9 protein-coding genes are annotated in these 17336 nt (G+C 50.3%); 7 read left to right on the top strand and 2 right to left on the bottom strand.

What is annotated here, in order from left to right; genetic code table 11:
* Window positions 1–261: 261 nt before the first annotated feature.
* Both L6D82_RS26850 and L6D82_RS26845 read right to left on the bottom strand, forming a co-directional pair.
* A complete protein-coding gene (locus L6D82_RS26850) occupies window positions 262–1938 on the bottom strand; it encodes a UvrD-helicase domain-containing protein (RefSeq protein ID WP_236192005.1) in 1677 nt (558 codons plus the stop codon).
* Window positions 1935–3854 (bottom strand): ATP-dependent nuclease, encoded by a 1920-nt coding sequence (locus tag L6D82_RS26845; RefSeq protein ID WP_236192004.1) that lies wholly within the window; start codon window positions 3852–3854, stop codon window positions 1935–1937. The genes L6D82_RS26850 and L6D82_RS26845 overlap by 4 nt, the downstream gene beginning before the upstream one ends.
* Window positions 3855–4205: 351 nt before the next feature.
* Here L6D82_RS26845 and L6D82_RS26840 point away from each other — a divergent pair, with 351 nt between their 5' ends.
* From L6D82_RS26840 to L6D82_RS26810, 7 genes are all read left to right on the top strand, one after another.
* On the top strand, window positions 4206–5126 hold the full coding sequence (locus tag L6D82_RS26840; protein WP_236192003.1) for a DUF808 domain-containing protein: 921 nt from the start codon (window positions 4206–4208) through the stop codon (window positions 5124–5126).
* Between the two features lie 214 nt (window positions 5127–5340).
* Window positions 5341–9840 (top strand): NACHT domain-containing protein, encoded by a 4500-nt coding sequence (locus L6D82_RS26835; protein WP_236192002.1) that lies wholly within the window; start codon window positions 5341–5343, stop codon window positions 9838–9840.
* A 566-nt stretch (window positions 9841–10406) separates the two neighbouring features.
* Window positions 10407–11903, top strand: coding sequence for an AAA family ATPase (locus L6D82_RS26830; protein ID WP_236192001.1), 1497 nt, complete (start codon window positions 10407–10409; stop codon window positions 11901–11903).
* Complete coding sequence (locus L6D82_RS26825; protein WP_236192000.1) at window positions 11903–12568, top strand: HNH endonuclease; 666 nt, start codon at window positions 11903–11905, stop codon at window positions 12566–12568. The genes L6D82_RS26830 and L6D82_RS26825 overlap by 1 nt, the downstream gene beginning before the upstream one ends.
* Window positions 12569–12965: 397 nt before the next feature.
* A complete protein-coding gene (locus L6D82_RS26820) occupies window positions 12966–13628 on the top strand; it encodes a hypothetical protein (RefSeq protein ID WP_236191999.1) in 663 nt (220 codons plus the stop codon).
* Between the two features lie 794 nt (window positions 13629–14422).
* On the top strand, window positions 14423–15085 hold the full coding sequence (locus L6D82_RS26815; RefSeq protein ID WP_090465155.1) for a hypothetical protein: 663 nt from the start codon (window positions 14423–14425) through the stop codon (window positions 15083–15085).
* A gap of 464 nt (window positions 15086–15549) precedes the next feature.
* Entirely contained in the window at window positions 15550–17055 is a 1506-nt protein-coding gene (locus L6D82_RS26810) for a hypothetical protein (protein ID WP_236191998.1), read from the top strand.
* Window positions 17056–17336: the final 281 nt, after the last annotated feature.

Genomic DNA, 17336 nt, shown 5'->3' with positions numbered 1-17336 from the left:
CGCTTTGTTGTCAAAGCCCTTAGGCTTTGACCTGCTCCTGCTCCTGCTCCTGCTCCTGATGTGGAAGCTTAAGGATGTGTATTTGATTGGGAGTGCTCTTGCCTAGTCCTTCCTGACACACCTCGATCTATGGCATACCTCGCAAGCCCGGAGATTTTCCTCGGCCAGATTCTGTGGCTCTGCCTGAGGTCTATGTATAGCTTGCCGTGTGGGGCGCATCCTTGCCCCGAGCTCCTACAACGTCAGCGACACAGTTACCTGTCAGGCATCTGGCTGAGCGGAAAGAAATGGGGTTATGTATGTGACGAACTCAGCATGAGGAGTGCGATGCTCATTCCACCTTGGAGGCTTTGAGGCCGGTCGATGGCGTAAGTCGCATGTCGTAATCATCAATCGTTCCTTGGCGCGTGAAACACCTACAAAGAAGCCGCAACGCTCCTCTTGTACTTTGCCCCAAAATGTCTGGGTTTCTACACCGATCATAATTACAGAGTGGAATTCCAATCCCTTACTTTTATGAATCGTCAGAAATCGGACTGCTTGATCGTTGGAGAACAGATCAAGTGCTTTGAGCAAATCCGGTTCTTGCTCGAGCAGTTTCTCAATTTGCTGTCTCGTGTTCTTGATAACCTCGTTCAATCTGGCTTTTGCTTCGTAGTCAGAAGAAAGGGTCGTCAGCACGGGTAGGCCGATGTTCTTCAGGAACTTCATAGTTAGCTCCCACCATCCTGAATAAGGCGCGTCAGATCGGGCCAATTTTTTCACTTCCTTGCGCTGGGCAAGATAGAGGCGCTCGAAGTTTCTCTGAAGCTCAGAGTCACCGTCCTCGTCATTAAATGAAACCAGTTGCTCCATCAAATTGATCCACGCCTTCGGTTCTCTCTCCCGATACAGGCATGATAGGTAGTCAATGATTAGGCGAGCAGCGGGCTCATTAACCAGATCTTGAGACTCATGCTCGTTGCGATAGGGAATTCCTCTAGCTGCCAGTTGCTCCATGAGGGGGGTGCCATACAGGTCTATCTGCCTGGGGAAAAGAATCGCTATTTCTGGTAGGGGTATTTCCTCTACATCTATCCACCTCTGGATGATGTCGGCCAACGCGGCTGCTTCGCTGTGACTGTTATCGTAGTTTCGAGCGAGGAGTTCGCCTTCGTTTCCAATGATCAGGTCATCTGCCATCACCGCAGCAGGATCAAGGGTTCGAATGATCTCGTTCTGCATCCGCAAAAGCCGAGGCTTAGATCGGAAGTTTCGATATAGATTGAGTGGTCGGGCGTCGAAGTCCTTTGCGTAGTCTATAAATATGCCATCCAGTGCTCCGGCCCAGCCCATAATTTTCTGTTTGGTGTCACCGACGGCGGTCAATCGAATTGGCTTATTCATGAAGATAAGCTTCAGCAGTGCGTACTGCTCAGTAGTGCAGTCTTGGAACTCATCAAGGAACACATCGGCGTAGGTCTGACAAATTGCATTTCTTGCAACTACTGAATTGGTCAAGATCTTCGTTGCGAGAGGTATGAGCTGCGCGAACTTAATTTGTTTGCCTTGGATTGATTCGTCGCCTATGGAGTAGTTTGGCTCAAGAGAGTCCCCGCCCGTGAGCACGGGTCTAAACCTATCAATGATGCGCTTGGCGAAGCCGTGAAAGGTGTAGCTGTCGAAGCGTGCAGCCAGATCAAGTCCGCATCTGCGACGAATCCGTTCCTTGAGGTTTATGCTCGCATCGACCTTGAAGGAGATCGCCAGTATTCGCTTGGGGTAGCGACAGTTTCCGGTGCGTAGCAAAAAGTCTGCACGCTGCGCCAGAACCTCCGTTTTGCCTGCGCCTGGGCCTGCGGTAAGCGCGAGCGACTTTCCAAGCTCCCTCACTGCAAGAAGGGCGTTTGTTTCCAAGGTCAAGCCATCGGCGACTTTCCATACATCTGCGCTGATCATTCTGGGATGTCCTCCAGCGCCGCGATGATTGCGTCTGCTAAACGATCTAGCGATGGAGGAAGGCTTTTTAGCAGATCTTCGTCAGTCAGCTTCGCAAGGGCGGAGATGTGTGCTGCCGGTTTGCTACCTAGTTTGAACTTGGAGTGGTAGGTGCCAAAAAGTTGCTGTTCCGCTGCATTGTATTGGTCAGACTTATGATGACTCTTGCCTAGGACGGCCTTAACAGTTGATTCGTCCGGATCGCTTAGCGATACATCATATGCATCTGGGTAGGCCAGCAACATTGAGAAGTCCAAATCCATAGGCTCTGAGAAGAAAACTCCGCGCTTCTCTAGCTCGACAAATACGCTCACTTTTCCTTCTTCAAACCAATGGTGGGTGCGAACCGGAAGATCATCATTCCACTTGGCTATATTCCAAGCGGGAAGCTTTTTCTCTGGAGCAAATTTTGCAAGTTGATTATTGACGTTGGTTACACGTCCCCACCCACCTTGATGTCGTGCAACGTCGAGATCAAGTAGGGTTACATAGGGCGTCTCCAGCGCGGAGAGCAATCTCCAAAAATGGTTGACGTGACGACCGCCCAGTGGCGCGATGGTCACCGCCGACTCATCAACAGGTGCACCTTTCGCCTGAAGAATTCTCGGAAGAACAATTTCTTCGCTGTCTCCCTCACCCAGTACCACTAGCCGGGAGAAATAGACTTCCGGAAAGGCCTGTACAGCCTCTCGAACAAACTTATGAGCTTCATCTTCCTTGTCGGGTAGGGCTATACAGGTAACCTTGGTGGAGCGGTTCGCAGCGAGGCGTAGATAGCGAATGTTCTCAGGATCCACGCGGCGGAGCATGGATGGAGCATGCGTGGCGATGATTGCCTGGGAGTCTGCCCCTCCAATTGAGCTATTGAGAGCATTAACGATGCGCCCTAGGTAATGAGGTGAGAGGCTGTTTTCAGGTTCCTCCACTGCGATCAGCGTAAATGACGGTGGCTTCAGTTTGTCAGCATCGAAAGAAACATCCTTACCGTTAAGGACTGCGCGCCCGATGGCGTGAGAGGACAAAACAAGTGACAGGTATAGCATCGACTTCTGACCATCGCTGAGGCGAGAGAAGTCGACTAGATTTTCGTCATGCCCTGGTGAAAACGAAACTGACATGTGTCTGAGAAGAGACTCAATCTCGGAAGTAACGAACGTGAGCTTTGGGTCGGTGAAGAAGGTGCCCCTGTGAAGCCGTTTCCACATGGCGTTCAGGCTTTCACTGAATGCACTTACCGATTGATTTCCGGACAAGCATTCGCTGATTTCGTCAGTGAGTCCTTTGATCCGCTCGCGGTCATCCTCCCAATTGACGGCTCGTAACAAGCGTCCGAGCAGGGCATTAGCGCCGTAGGTTATGTGGTCGGCAGGGTCTCGTCTGGCGGGAAGGTAATGCATTTGAATGGTATTACGATGCGCCCGAGTGACTACTGCGGTGGACAGTGGGTTGGCGTCTTTATCAACATCGAGGACATACACTAGGTTCTCTTCAATGTCGCCATCGATCCCCATGGTTGCGCTCAATCGATATCTAACGCGCGGGATGCCTTCGGGTGTGTCCAATCGCATATGAGCGAAGTGCGGGGCGACGGTAGTGTTGTCCTCATCCTCCAGAAGCTCTGGAAATTCGAAATCCGCTTCCAGCCACAGACTGCGTTCCTCAGGCACCAAGTCCTCATCAGCAGGTACATGGAAGTCAGATCGTTTGATCCGACGGAGGCTTGGATCAAAGGCAAACAACCTGCAAAGCGCTTGCAGGACTGCGGTCTTTCCTGAGCCATTGGGGCCGATAAGGTAGGTGACATCCTCAAATGTGATTACCGTAGGCCCATTGGCGAAGGACTGAAAATTACATAGCCGAATACTCTGCAGCTTCATTGCTCACCGCCCATCGTCCAGGATTTTGTTTGCCCCGTGTCTGCTGACCCGGTTCACGTCGCCGACCGCCGAACCGCTCGGATATAGGTGATTTAGAATAGGCGGTTTGATCCAGAAGATGGTAGTTGGCCAGCATTCAGTAACGATTATTTGGTTCGTTCTTGAATGTTCAGGTGCGGCTCGCTAGGTATTGATGAACGGTATGGTGCGTCAATTGTCTAGAAAGGTGCTTTCCGTAATCCCATGACGACAGGGCAATTCTGAGCCCATGCAGTGAAGGTATGCGGGGCATCAGCCTCGTTGTGCCTAAGGTGGTAGGGAAAAAAATTAACATCCCGGAAGGAGCCTTAGATGGCTGGCAGTAGCTTGTTCGCACTATTGGATGACATCGCCACACTGCTAGACGACATCTCGCTTATGAGCAAAGCCGCTGCAAAGAAATCGGCTAGTGTCCTAAGCGACGACCTTGCTGTGAATGCTGAGCAGGTTACCGGCATGAAAGCAGACCGAGAGCTACCGGTGGTATGGGCTGTATTTAAGGGGTCGCTGAGAAACAAAGCAATCCTGGTGCCTTGTGCGTTGGCGTTGAACGCACTGCTGCCTGCCGGGGTTCACTGGCTGCTCATGATTGGGGGAGCATATCTTTGTTATGAGGGCTTTGAGGCCATCAAGGACAAGCTCACGGCTAGTCGAGACGATGGCAAAGGGCAACCAAAGAAAACGAAGCCTAAGACACCTGAAGAGCTGGCCTCCTATGAAAAGCGGAAGATTGCAGGGGCTGTACGAACGGACTTCATTCTGAGCGCCGAGATCATCGTAATCACCCTAAATATCGTTACTGATGCCCCGATGCTCCAACAGGTTTTGACGTTAGCGCTGATCGCGGTGGTCATGACAGTGGGCGTTTACGGATTGGTTGCGGGGATCGTCCGCTTGGATGATGCCGGCCTTATTCTCCAGAAGTCTAAAGCTACTGGTACGTGGGGCTCGGTGGTGAGGACTGTCGGGGGATGGCTGCTGTCCGCTGCACCAAAGCTTATGAAAGCATTGTCATGGATTGGCACTGTTGCGATGTTCTTGGTCGGCGGGGCGTTTATCACAGAAGGCATTGAGCCTGTACAGCACTTTGCTGAAACGCTCTTTGCTGGGGCTGGGGCGTGGGAAACAGTCGCAACGCTAGGCATTCACTGCTTGGTAGGTGCACTTGTCGGCTTAGTTGCGGCGTTGGTCGTTAAAGGCTTTACGACTCTCTTTAGCAAAGGATCAACGTAGGCCACGCGAGTTGGCTTGGCGTACTCCCTCCCGCGTCTTTTCAGCGGGCATTCGAAGGGCTTTGTGCACCGCAGAAGCGAAGGCAACCCTTGACAGAAAAATCCTCTAGCCTTCATGAGAGAGTCCGCGAAACGAACAATCCTTGCTGCTCGCAAGACGGTACACTCTAGGCATTCTGCCAGTATGACTACCAGCTTTTCGTTACGGACAAACCATGGATTACAGACGCATTAGGGGCAAGGATTCAGGACAACGCCTCGCTTTCGAAGAACTCGTTTGCCAGCTCGCACGGCGCGAACCACCAGCCGCTGATGCGGAATTTAGGCGAATAGAAGGGGCTGGGGGGGACGGGGGTATCGAGGCCTACTGGTTGCGTAGTGACGGAAGCAAGATTGGATACCAAGCCAAATACTATTTAAAAACAGGTGAAATTGATTGGGCCAATATTGACGACTCCGTTCAACGGGCCCTGCAGTCACATCCGTCATTGACCAAATATGTTGTGGCCTTAGCTTGCGATCTGACTGATAAGACCGGGAAAAAAAATAGCGGGAAAAGAGGGTGGGAGCATTGGGAAACTCATAAAGAAACATGGGCATCATATGTACCATTGGGGCATACGGTAGAATTCATTCCCTGGACAGCCTCAGACCTTACTAATCGACTGACCCTTCCGAGTGCCGAAGGACTAAAAAGGTACTGGTTTGGTGATGTTGAGTTCTCGACAAATTGGTTTTCAGAAAAAGTTGAATGGGCTGTTAAGTCTCTCGACGAGAGATATCATCCAGACGATCATGTGGAGGTCGGGATTGAAAGGTTATTCAAAATAATCCTTCATGACCAAGGAATCCTTTCCGAGCTTCAGGCCAAGATCGATAAAATTTCTGCTTTGGTCAAAATAACCAATGTGGTGAAGTTATTGGGGAAGGCTAGTATCCTTTTAATAGAAAACATCACCTCCAAGGTGGATAGGCTTAGAGGGCTGAGGCAAAGATTCACCTCTGACGCCTGGCTTGCTTGGCCGCTTGAGGAGTGTCTTGGGCATGTTGAAAGTATCTCGGACGACGTCCATTCCCTGCAAAGAGTCGCTTGGGACACAAAGGAGGAAATCCGAAAGTCAAAAACGTCCAGCGACCATTCTTTAGACTATCTTCAGCATCAGATAAGCGAGCTGAGTGACGCATGTTACGTGTTCAGATCATCACTTCAGGACAGGTATCTCTCTGCAGAACCTAGCCGCCGTTTTTTTCTCTTCGGGGAAGCAGGAATAGGAAAGTCTCACTTACTCGGCAACATTGCTCAGCAAGCTATATCAGACGGCAGAGTAGCGATTCTGATACTGGGGCAGCACCTAAATAATGACACTGTCTGGGGACAAGTTACTAACAGGTTGGGGCTCGGTGATACCGATTCCGACGTCTTACTTCAGGCACTGAGTGCTGCAGCAGAAGCTACGCATAAGCGTGGCTTGATTTTGATTGATGCTTTAAATGAGGGGGCGGGCATAACTCTTTGGCGTAAGGAGCTTGCAGAGTTTATCGGTAGGATCGAAAAGTATAAAAACTTGGTTGTCGTGTTTAGCTGTCGGACGGAGTATACGCAATACGTTATACCCGCTACTCTCAAGGAGGCAGTGCCTTCATTTTACGTTCGCGGCTTTACCACTCCTGAAGAGCAAGCTCACGCAGCACGCACGTATCTTAAAAAACGAGGAATTTCACAGCCAAACATTCCTTGGTTAGCTGCCGAGTTTATCAATCCGTTATTTTTAAGAAGTGCCTGCATTGCTCTCGAGAGAGAGAATCAAAAGTGGTTCCCCAGAGGGCTAACAGGTACGAAACAGGTATTCTCCTTTTACCTAAAAAGTATTGCTCGAAACCTAGGTGCAGGAAGGGACGGGAGTGACGATCTTGTCAAACCAACCAACCACGCACTTTCTGCAATTGCCACACAAATGGCGATGAAACGTAGCGACTATGTTCAGCACTCTGATGCGATAAAAATTGTTGCTGAAAAATTTCACGCCTTTCCAGCTCCACTAGGAACAACATGGTTTGAGGTGCTTCAGCGAAACGGGTTGTTTCGGATGGATCCAAACCCAAACAGCAAAGATGCTGATCCGTTCGATACACCTGAGGACATTGTTCGATTTAGCTTTCAGAGGTTACAAGACTACTTGATGGCTTCGGGGCTCTTGGACGAAGTTAAAGACCCTGCTCAAGCGCTGAAAAGCGGTTCGCTTCAATTCATTCACAATGGTAAACGGCTTCATTACAAGTGGGCCGGGTTGACGGAGGCTCTCTCCGTACAGCTACCTGAACGTTTCCAAAAGGAGCTTCTAGACGTGATGCCTGGTGGCGTAGATCACTGGGCAAATGAACACTCTGTTGGCAGTGCATTCATTGAAAGCCTGCGGTGGCGAGCCAACGAATCCTTCAGCAACCGTACGCTCGAGCTCTTCAATTTTTTTCTATCCGAAAGGGAAGAGCATTTCGACATTATTCTCCAAGTGAGTGCGAGCGCTGGCCACCCATGGAATGCGAAATCCTTACACAACCGGTTAGCTGCTCAGAGCATGGCCAAACGGGATGCGTCGTGGACTATTCAGCTAAACAGCATGCCCATGGACGAGGAAAACACTGTCCAGCGATTGATTGAGTGGAGTGCCTTTGAGCAGAGTGAGCAAACTGATTCAGATATTCAGTATCTCTGCGCAATTACCCTGACTTGGTTTTTCGCAAGCTCCAATCGAGAGCTTCGAGACAAAGCCACCAAGGCGCTCACGTCTCTCATGATTTGGAACCCCAGCTTGTATGGGATGCTTTGTATGGACTTTGCCCATGTCGACGATCTCTACGTCCTTGAGCGCCTGCACACTGCAGCCTATGGAGCGTGCTGCATCGATCCAGAGCCGCATCGACTAAACAACTATTCTGAGATCGCGAATAGAGAGGTTTTTGACAGAGAGGATGTTCCGCTGGCGATCATTCTCAGGGACAGTGCATTAGGTATTATAGAGCTCGCGTTGCTGAATGGTCACTTGCCCGAGCAAGTTGATATTGTGAAAGCAATGCCGCCTTATCACTCCAAAACCATCAGACTTTCCGTGTCCGAAGAGGCCCTCGAGAAGGTTGCAAAGCGGGCTGGGGACTCCCAAATCTTGGATTCTTGCACAGGTTGGGGCGGCGATTTTGCGAGCTATGAAATCCAACCCAGGGTCAGTTCATTCTTGAACGTACCGCTGGTTTCGCCTGAGCCTATGAACGCTACCGAGATATATGAGCGGTTCGAGGATGAGGTGATCAACCACTGCGAATTGAGGACTGACGTCCTGAAGTTGATGCGTGATTTTAGTCCTAATCACTTCAGAGATCTCAGGCTCAATCTTTCTGAGCAAGACGTTGAGGAACGCTCAAGAAACTTCACGAGAGCAGAAAACCTATTACTTGAGATTTTGAGCCCTGATGAACAGGTTAGATACAAGAAAGAGTATAAAAAACGCTTCAAGTCCTCGAAAAATGAACGCGAACAGCTACCTCATATCGACATAAATGCGGCAAAGCGCTGGGTTGCCAAGCGGGCCTATGGGTTGGGCTGGACGAAAAAGCTGTTTCCACATGATCGTAGCCTTCGCCATGACTACAGTCGTGATCGGCCGTTAGTTGAGCGCATAGGGAAAAAATACCAATGGCTTGCTCTTGATGAGCTTCTCTGCAGCCTGGCCGACAACAGATGGTTGTCGGAAAGGACTGAGCAGGGATCGCGTCGGTATACCTACCCATTGGACATCGGTACTCATCGAGAAATCGATCCAACCATTTTGCTTGCTGACGAGCGCAGTCGCTCCCAAAGACAATATCCTTCGGTTGAGAAATTTGAGATATCAATTCAAGAGACTCTCGAAGCGGATGTGGGGAAATGGCCTTTTGAAGAGGAACCTTCAACCGGCATCATGAACCTAGTTAGCCGTGACGATTTAACCGGAGGAACGTGGGTAGTCTTGCACGAACATCGTTCAGTAACCGAGCGATACAAAGAGAGGCAAGGTCGGGAGCATGGCTCCAGGCAGGCACAGTGGCGCTTCCTATTGCCAGTAGTCGTTAAACAAAAAGACGAACAGCAGCTTCTCGATTACATCCGGACGAAGCAAAGGTTGGACGTGGACTCATGGACTGCACGCGATTTCACCAACGATGGTTATCTCAGAGAGGCGCCATGGCGCTCCACATGGGCTCAAGAGCAGTGGTCAATATACTACTTTCACGACTTGGGTGAGGTAGAGGTCGCTTACCCATGCTTTCGTCACTACTGGGAACCACATCTGGATGTCTCAATGCCCGAAGGCGCTCAAGCTTTGATACCAGCGCCTTGGCTCGCCCAGCGGCTCAACCTAAAGCCTGATCCTGAAAATGCAAATATTTATGTGGATCATGCTGGGGACACTCGCTTCGTTTGCGGCAGAAGCCTAGGTGATGGCTCCCACGCGTTCATAGACCAACAGCTTTTCCAGACATTCCTGAAGGAAGATGGGCTCGCTTGCGTATGGATCTTTGTCACGGAACGTAGCGCTTGGCCTGGCGGTGAAAACACAAATGCATCTCGGCGACGCTCAGAAGGAGTGGTGTGGCACGAGCGTGGCAAGCCACAAATGCTTCAATGGAGCGATGACTGGGCTAGGGGGGAATCAAAACGGTATGTTTCAGTAAAGTTGTAGCTGAAATGCCCGCAGAAGCATGGCGCAGTCGCTGGTGAGTGAATTTCGGATCCCCCTTGACGACGTCAGAGCTTCTGGCAGACGCGGAAGTAACAGCGAAGACCTCGGATTACAGGATTATCTCTAGCTATTAGGGGGAAGTTGAGTCGTATGCCAAGGTAAATCTGCGAGCAGATCCGTTAGCCCGGTTTGGCACCTAGGGCATCGAAGTGAAGGGAGCTTTTTAGACGAAATCCATCCTGACATGTAAAGAACTGGCTTGCTGACTGCTGAGCCTGGACATCTCCCAACACCCGCTTTGCAGTAATGAGCGTCCTGACCGGTCTCACTTCCCCGTCGGGCAACCTAGAAGATCCGACTTATCCACAGAGGCCCGAATAGCGCTTGAATAACGACCCACTGGCGGCGCGGTAGGCAAGCTGGCATATTGCCTCTTTCTGAAACTCCCCGTTGCTTGATGACGAAACGATTGAGGCCCCCTTATGGGCTGGCTCCATAGTTGGTTTCAAGCACCGCTCGACTGTAGATAAGGATCATCTTTAATGCGGTTTCAAATAGAGTCCGTCTTGGCTGATGGAAAAAGAGTGTCTTTGAGCGATAGCCCAACAAGTGAATGGACGGACAACACATTTACGATGGTCGTAGGCCAAAACGCTGCTGGGAAAAGTCGGTTATTAAGAAAAATCGTTAGTACCTATGTGTTCGCAAGGCAAGATAGGCCTTATTCAGAAGCTTTGACGTCTCACTTCATCAGCGCACCTGAAGACCCGTCGAGGTATACAGGTACATTCACTGAGCACTTTAATGCACCCTTTCAAGTCCGAGACTATCCGAAAACTCCGGAATCTTCAGGATCGTATAATTGGCCTCGCCAGATACCATTAAGTGAAGTCAAAGAGGTTTCAAGCCTCTATTTCGTTCCACAAAAATTTGCCCAATCAATAAACACTCAACACGACGAAGATGTACGGCTTTCTATAGGGTCTGCTGTTTGTCCTACACATGTTATCGCAGTATCAACAGGGCGGCATGACCGATTTCCGAGTTTGGGCCAATCCAAGAAAAAGCCTAGTGGCATTAAGTATAGCTATATCGGATCAGATCGACCGAATGGGAGCGGCGTACCCAGTAGTCTTTCTTCATTAATAGACGGAGTTATGAAGGGGCAGCAAAACGCATACAGGCTTTCTAATATATTCGAATATCTTGGATTCGCACCCTATCTAGATGTAAAGCTAGCCTTTGATATTAAGCAATTCAATAAGTTGCTGGATGAAGAGAAGGAAGAAATATATTTCACCTGTACCCCGGAGATTATTGATTTTCTATCGGATGAATTCAGTTATCTTCCTTATGAAGACGACCACAAATATAAATTCTTTGACACATTAAAGCGCCAAAAAAAATCCCACCTAGAAATTTATCTCTGGGATTTAGAGGTTGGAACTGGTCACGATCTGCTCAGTGATCTGTCAGTACTTTTAAGATTTGGGATTATAAAGATATACGATATAACGCTACTGAAAAGAATCAACAAGTCCCGACTGCGGCTAAGCCAAGCAAGCTCGGGCCAGCAATGTATGCTTACGATGATGCTGGGCATCGCTGGCTCTATTCAAAACGGCTCATTAATCTGTATTGACGAACCGGAAATAAGCCTTCATCCGCAATGGCAGAGCAGTTTAGTAAAGCAGCTTCAAGAAGTTTTTGCTGATTATCATGGTTGCCACTTCATCATTGCAACGCACTCACCTCAATTAGTTTCAGGTCTCGTGACTGATAATGGATATGTGTTAAGTCTCGAAGAGGGAAGGCTTTATAAGCCCTATGAGTATGCAAAGAGATCTGCAGACTTCCAGCTCGCAGAGATATTCCAGTCGCCAGGGCAGAACAATGAATACTTATTGCGAACTGTTCTCATACTTCTCACAAAAATCGCTAAGCGAGAGGATTTTAATGAGGATGATAGGGAAACGGCAGTGAGATTGTTTAAGCTCCAGAGCAAAATGAGTGATGTAGATCCGGTTTATCATCTGATCAGCCAGCTTGGGACACTATACTGATGAAGCCGATAGTCTTTAGCGTGGACGATTCCGACTACATTAACAAGTACGATGGGACAAGCCATAAGATATGGAACGAAACCACTGGGCCCATGCTTCCGCTCAGAGCATCAATTCGGAAACACTATCTGCAACAACAAGGCTATAAATGCGCCTATTGTCGAATGCTGAAGAGAGAAAACCACGGGTTGAGCTGGGATGTGGAGCACATTATTGCAAAATCAGCACATCCTAGATTTTTGTTTGAGCCAGAAAACCTTGCTCTTGCATGTAAGGAATGCAATCTAAGTAAGCTCGACCAAGATGTGCTGACTGGTGCGCTCAGACCACAAGCGTTTTACCCTAGAGATAAAGAGTCCTACAAAATCATACACCCTCACTACGATAAGTATGAGGATCACATGGAGATCGCACACTTCTCGGGCAAAGTTATATACATGCCAAAGAACAAGCACAAGGGCAGAGAGACGTTTATTATGTGTAACCTGCTGAGGTTTTCGTATGAGTATGGTGAGTGGAAAGATTTTAGTTATGCTATAACCAAGAAGGTTAGTGATTTTCTGAATAATTGTGCGCCCGATGCAACCCCCCAAGAAATATCAAAATTTCTTGGCACAATAAATTTCACCATTAATCCAGATTTTGCTGAAAATTTTGCACCCTGAACATTTCAATTTTTCTAGGCAGCATGAGGGCGTTTCCGGAAAAAAATGATCGCCCCTATGGGCGATCTGAGCACTCTACCAGGAAGATCAGAAAAAATTACTTTCGGCCCATCGTGGGCAGGCGCTCCTGTTGCGATCATTGCCTACATCCGAGCAACTCCTCTAGCTGCATCCAGCGAAAGCGGGTGGTGATCGCCGTTCCGAAGGCTATTGCGAAGCAGATTTTCCTAACCTAGGATTCCAGCCAGGCGGTGATGGTCGCCTGGCGCCTGTTTCGCGAAGCAATAGCCCATCGTAAATACACCCTCTCGTTTTACATCGGCATGTCCCTAACTAGACGCTGCCCGGTGAACCGGCAATCGGTACCCAAAGCGTCGATAGTTCTGGTGACACTGCTATGTCTGATTTTTCCCCTATAAGCATTTTCAAATCGCAAGCCAAGCAGCATGCTCGCCAACACGACATGAAGCTTTCGGCTGCCCAAGAAGCACTCGCGCGTCATGCAGGGTTCGAGGATTACCACGAGCTCAAAGTCGTCGCCCAGCGAAGCCCCACGGATCCGCGTTTGATGCTCGCCGTCTTTGGCGTGCGTGACTTCAAGGACGCGATCCACGAGGACGATGTGTTCTCCGAGCTGGATCAGGAGCTGGAGCACATGCTGTCCGGCGCGATGGCCGAGACCAACGCCAGTGAGTTTTCTATCGGTGAATACGAGGTGGAGTCTGCCACGTATGAGGATGCGACAGGCGTGCTCAAGCTCCTTCAGACCGAGGTTGAGCTGATTCGCCGCGACTGCAAGTGGTCGCTCGGTGAAGACGGTGTTTCCATCACCAGTAGCGAAACGGATGCAGATCGTGATCGCAGGGATGAATGGAAGTACATGGCGCAGCAGCAGGCCGCTGAAAGCGAGGAGCACCGTCCCAGCATGAGCATGAGCATGAGCATGAGCATGGCGCAAGCGCTGGCCAATGAGCTGAAGATATCGCTGGAGGATGCGGAGCTTCTGGCAGACGCGGAAGTGACCGCGAACACCTCGGATGACGGGATGATCTACAGCTAATGGGTGGACGTTGAGCCGTATGCCGAGGGAGCCCTGCGGGCTGACCTGCTGGCCCGGTTGGCAACTTGGAGTTCGAGGTGGACTTCAATTTCTTCGACGACGTGCATCCCGACATGTAAGTGAACGGGGGGCGGCTGAAGAGCTGGCCACCTTAACCCCATTTGCGGTAGTGAGGGCTTCAGCATGCAGGTGATCAGTGCGACCCAGGCGAGGCGGCGTTTCCGGAGGATCATGAAGCTCCTGCAGCAGGGGGCACTCATTCGTGATCACCAGGAATGGAAAGCCGGTGTCTGCAGGCTTGTGCCGCCTGAAGCCCCGTGACGCTTGCGCGGTTGGTGGCCTGAATGAAATCCGCAAAGAAATCCGAAGAAACTGGGAGGGTTCCGCGCTGTAAGTCAGCCGTGGCGAGGGCTCCAAGGATTCCTTGATTCCGCAAGCTTGGTGGCTCGCCCCTAAGGGGACGGCTGTCGTGAACCGCACCTTGGATTCGCAAGGTTACGGCCCTATCGGGCTTCCATCCTCTCGCCTTTGGCCCATTATGGGCCGGCGCGCTCCGCTTGCGCTTCTGACCCATAAAGGATGGTGACCTTTGTTCAGGCGGTTCCGTTCTGAATATGGCGGTTCTGCCTGTTGGATGAGGCCAAGCCATCTAGGCGTTTTACTCGGGTTGTGCGATAAACCGGCCTGGCGCCTGGGTACTCCTGTTCGCTCTGTTCACATTGATCAGAGAAAGCCTCACAGGTTCAGGCCATCATCTCTGCAAGCTGAGTAAACCGGTTTACATGACAACAACAATGGATGACCAAATCACACCGTTGCAAGAGCTCAGAATTCTGCTCTGCCTTATCCGCCATGCGGACGAAAAAGGGGGCGTAGACTTCGACAATCCCGACGTCACGGCTGATCTGGGTAGCCTTGTAGGTAACTGGAATGCACTGGAGTACCTGCTTTACAAGCTCGATCAGGCTGGAGTGGTCGACTACTCGGAAATTGGTGAGGATGGCTTCAAGCCAATCATCATCTGCGTCGTCGACGACGACACTCATCGCTACGTCGCAGCATTGGCTGAGAAGATTGAAACGGAATACGTCGCCCTGGATCAGCGCATAACCAACATCCTGACTTTCAATCCCAGCGCCCTGACCAATCGAATCAGCGACACGAAGCGTCAGATAGATGAGGTCAACAAACACGTAGCATCAAACGAACTCCTCAAGCCGTTGTCCGGCCCACTGCGCGAGATTCAGAGCCATTTCGATAGCATCCGCGTGGTGTCAGAAGGTTATGAGCACATCTATAAAAATATCATTCGACCTGTCCAAGAGGAGGGTAAGTCAGGGGTTAAGGCTACGGTGAAGTGGGCCATCCTCAGCATTCTGATTTCCACAGCTATCTCGCTGGTGATCAGCAACTGGTCATTCTTGAAGGATGGAGTTAAGGCTTTGTTTGCTACCTGATCCGCCCTCATCCGGGCAGTCAGGACTTGGTGGCAATACGGCCTCATAGCTCGGCAAGGCCCAACCACTCAGCCGGACTATCAGTGCTGGGTTTGAACCAGCCTACCCAGTGCGTGCAACTGGTAGTCGATGACGGTTTGACACAGGTGATCAGCCTCAAGACGGAGCCTTCCCGATCTCCTCGGCTGGTCGCCTTAATCCATAGCCTTCTGATGGGCCCGGACGGCTTAGAGAGCCTGCTGCAAGATCGGCTCACCGGCCTCTGCCATACACAGGATCATTCTCTTCATCGCGACCTTTCACTAGAGCTGTGAGCCCGATGGGCGTTCAGGTGCTCAAGCTCCTGGTGCCACAAGGCCACGAACTTCTCGAAGTCGCGCAGATAGGGCGGAGGGCAGCACAAACACTGAAAGTAAGGCATTATGCCATCCTACCTATCTGTCGATGTGTAAATGGAGTGAGATGTGGATAAGGAGCTTTTCCGTGAAATGTTTGAAGATGAAGTTAAAGCTAAATTCGGTGATGACGCCTCAATTGCTTCGTATGACTACGTGCACCACCGAGATTATCGAAATCTTCGGGTGGGCGGGAGGATGCTGGGCGGCCAACCTGAGAGCGTAAGCCAACTATACGTTATTGTTAACAACCTAGTAACGGAAGAAGAAAGAGCCAACATGTTCCCAGGAGATTTTGACCTGGGAAATCTCAAGCAGCTTCCAGAGAACCTCCAAACTTACAAAGCACTTGAAGATGAAATCCGAAAGGAATGCAAGGTCGAGGCCTTCGAAAGGCTAAAAAGCATAAAGAAAAAGGCCTTACCACTACTCGGCAGAAGTTTTTCTGAGTTCTTCTCGGAGGACAAGAACAAAACCCTTAAAGTGCTTAAGACACTCTACCGCTTCCAGACTGAGCAGAGCAAGCTCTTCACTTTTCTGGCCTCTCCACGGATCAGTAATAACCCATCCTATGAGGTGCGCGACTGCCATGGATTCAAAGGTGCTTCGGAAGAGGTTCTATTAGTCTCCGATATAAAAACCCATGCCAGTTTTGAGATGCCGCTTGAGAGACTCGCATCCATAAACAACGTGTATGGGGGCATACGGGCCATACTGGACAACGCAGACCAGAAGCTCGCTCAGGAAGCCGGTGTGGAGTGCGGAGGAAACCTGCAACAGTTCACGCAACTCATCAATCACTTGGCAACCCGTATCCAAGGTGTACTGTGCGTCGAAGATCAAGAGGCCGTTCGGCTGCCAATAGATGAACAGTTATATACCTATTTAACTAGACTGGAGCACGATCATCACACAGAGGGGAATATAAAACTCCTCGAAAACGTTATAGAGCACGAGCCTCCGTTTGGCGAAGCACGGTATCTGATTGCCGAACTGGCGAATTATATAAAGCTGCCACTCGCTACACCGCAGCACCTGCTGATCGATGCGGAAACCTGTGAGTCTCAGTTTAGAGATAATGCAGGTGAGTTTAAGTGGTTCTATTCCAATCTTCTAGATCGGGAAATAGATGACAGCACATTTGAAAAAGCCCTACCTCTATTTGGTAAGCTTTGCAAAGTTCTGAACTTCGCCGAATTCAAGAAAGATATCAGTATGTCATTGGCTCTCGGAGCTATGGCACTGGTGTTGTCCGAACTTCATAAGAGCAACCCTTATAAACCGTACTGGTACGGGCAAGGCAACATTTCTGGGGGACTGCAAGAATACCTGAAAGCCGTTCGGTTTGAGCACTGGAACCTTGATGTTCCCGAGGGTTCAAATCGGTACTGGGCAGGACGAGCTGAATATTTCTCTTACACCATGCTTGGCCAAGGAGATGTGTTCAAGGGCCGCGCCCTTTTGAGCAACACCATCAACCAGTCGCTCATGAAGATTCTCGATACCCAGGATCTGGATCTCCTCAAGGAGAAGCTTGCGCTTTTCGAGGCGACCTTCGGCACTCCCGAGCAGTAAAACGCTGGAAAAGAACCCGCCTGAGTTGCCTCAGGCGGGTGGCTGGTTAAGGATTGTGACGGTCGTAGTAGTCTAGAAGCGCGAGGCCCGCACGGAGCACTCGAGATACATCGACCACCAGACGCCAAACAGATTGAATGAAGTTTTTCATTCTGCTCACCGTTTACTCGGCGTTCACCCTGCACAACCGTCGTTGCCATGTACAAGGTCGCAGTCATCCTAGGACGACGCGCTGAACGCTTTGGCCATTAGGCCGACGCCGGAAGTGATTCCGGGGCCCC

Source organism: Pseudomonas paraglycinae, from assembly GCF_021601625.1.
In the GTDB taxonomy this organism is placed as follows: Bacteria; Pseudomonadota; Gammaproteobacteria; order Pseudomonadales; family Pseudomonadaceae; genus Aquipseudomonas; species Aquipseudomonas paraglycinae.
Note: the sequence above shows the minus strand (reverse complement) of the source record. Positions and strands in the feature narration are given on the sequence as shown.

What these genes read in the sequence shown, in the direction of transcription:
- L6D82_RS26850 (WP_236192005.1), bottom strand. Translation starts at nt 1,938, where the DNA reads ATGATCAGCGCAGATGTATGGAAAGTCGCCGATGGCTTGACCTTGGAA.
- L6D82_RS26845 (WP_236192004.1), bottom strand. Translation starts at nt 3,854, where the DNA reads ATGAAGCTGCAGAGTATTCGGCTATGTAATTTTCAGTCCTTCGCCAAT.
- L6D82_RS26825 (WP_236192000.1), top strand. Translation starts at nt 11,903, where the DNA reads ATGAAGCCGATAGTCTTTAGCGTGGACGATTCCGACTACATTAACAAG.
- L6D82_RS26820 (WP_236191999.1), top strand. Translation starts at nt 12,966, where the DNA reads ATGTCTGATTTTTCCCCTATAAGCATTTTCAAATCGCAAGCCAAGCAG.
- L6D82_RS26840 (WP_236192003.1), top strand. Translation starts at nt 4,206, where the DNA reads ATGGCTGGCAGTAGCTTGTTCGCACTATTGGATGACATCGCCACACTG.
- L6D82_RS26815 (WP_090465155.1), top strand. Translation starts at nt 14,423, where the DNA reads ATGGATGACCAAATCACACCGTTGCAAGAGCTCAGAATTCTGCTCTGC.
- L6D82_RS26835 (WP_236192002.1), top strand. Translation starts at nt 5,341, where the DNA reads ATGGATTACAGACGCATTAGGGGCAAGGATTCAGGACAACGCCTCGCT.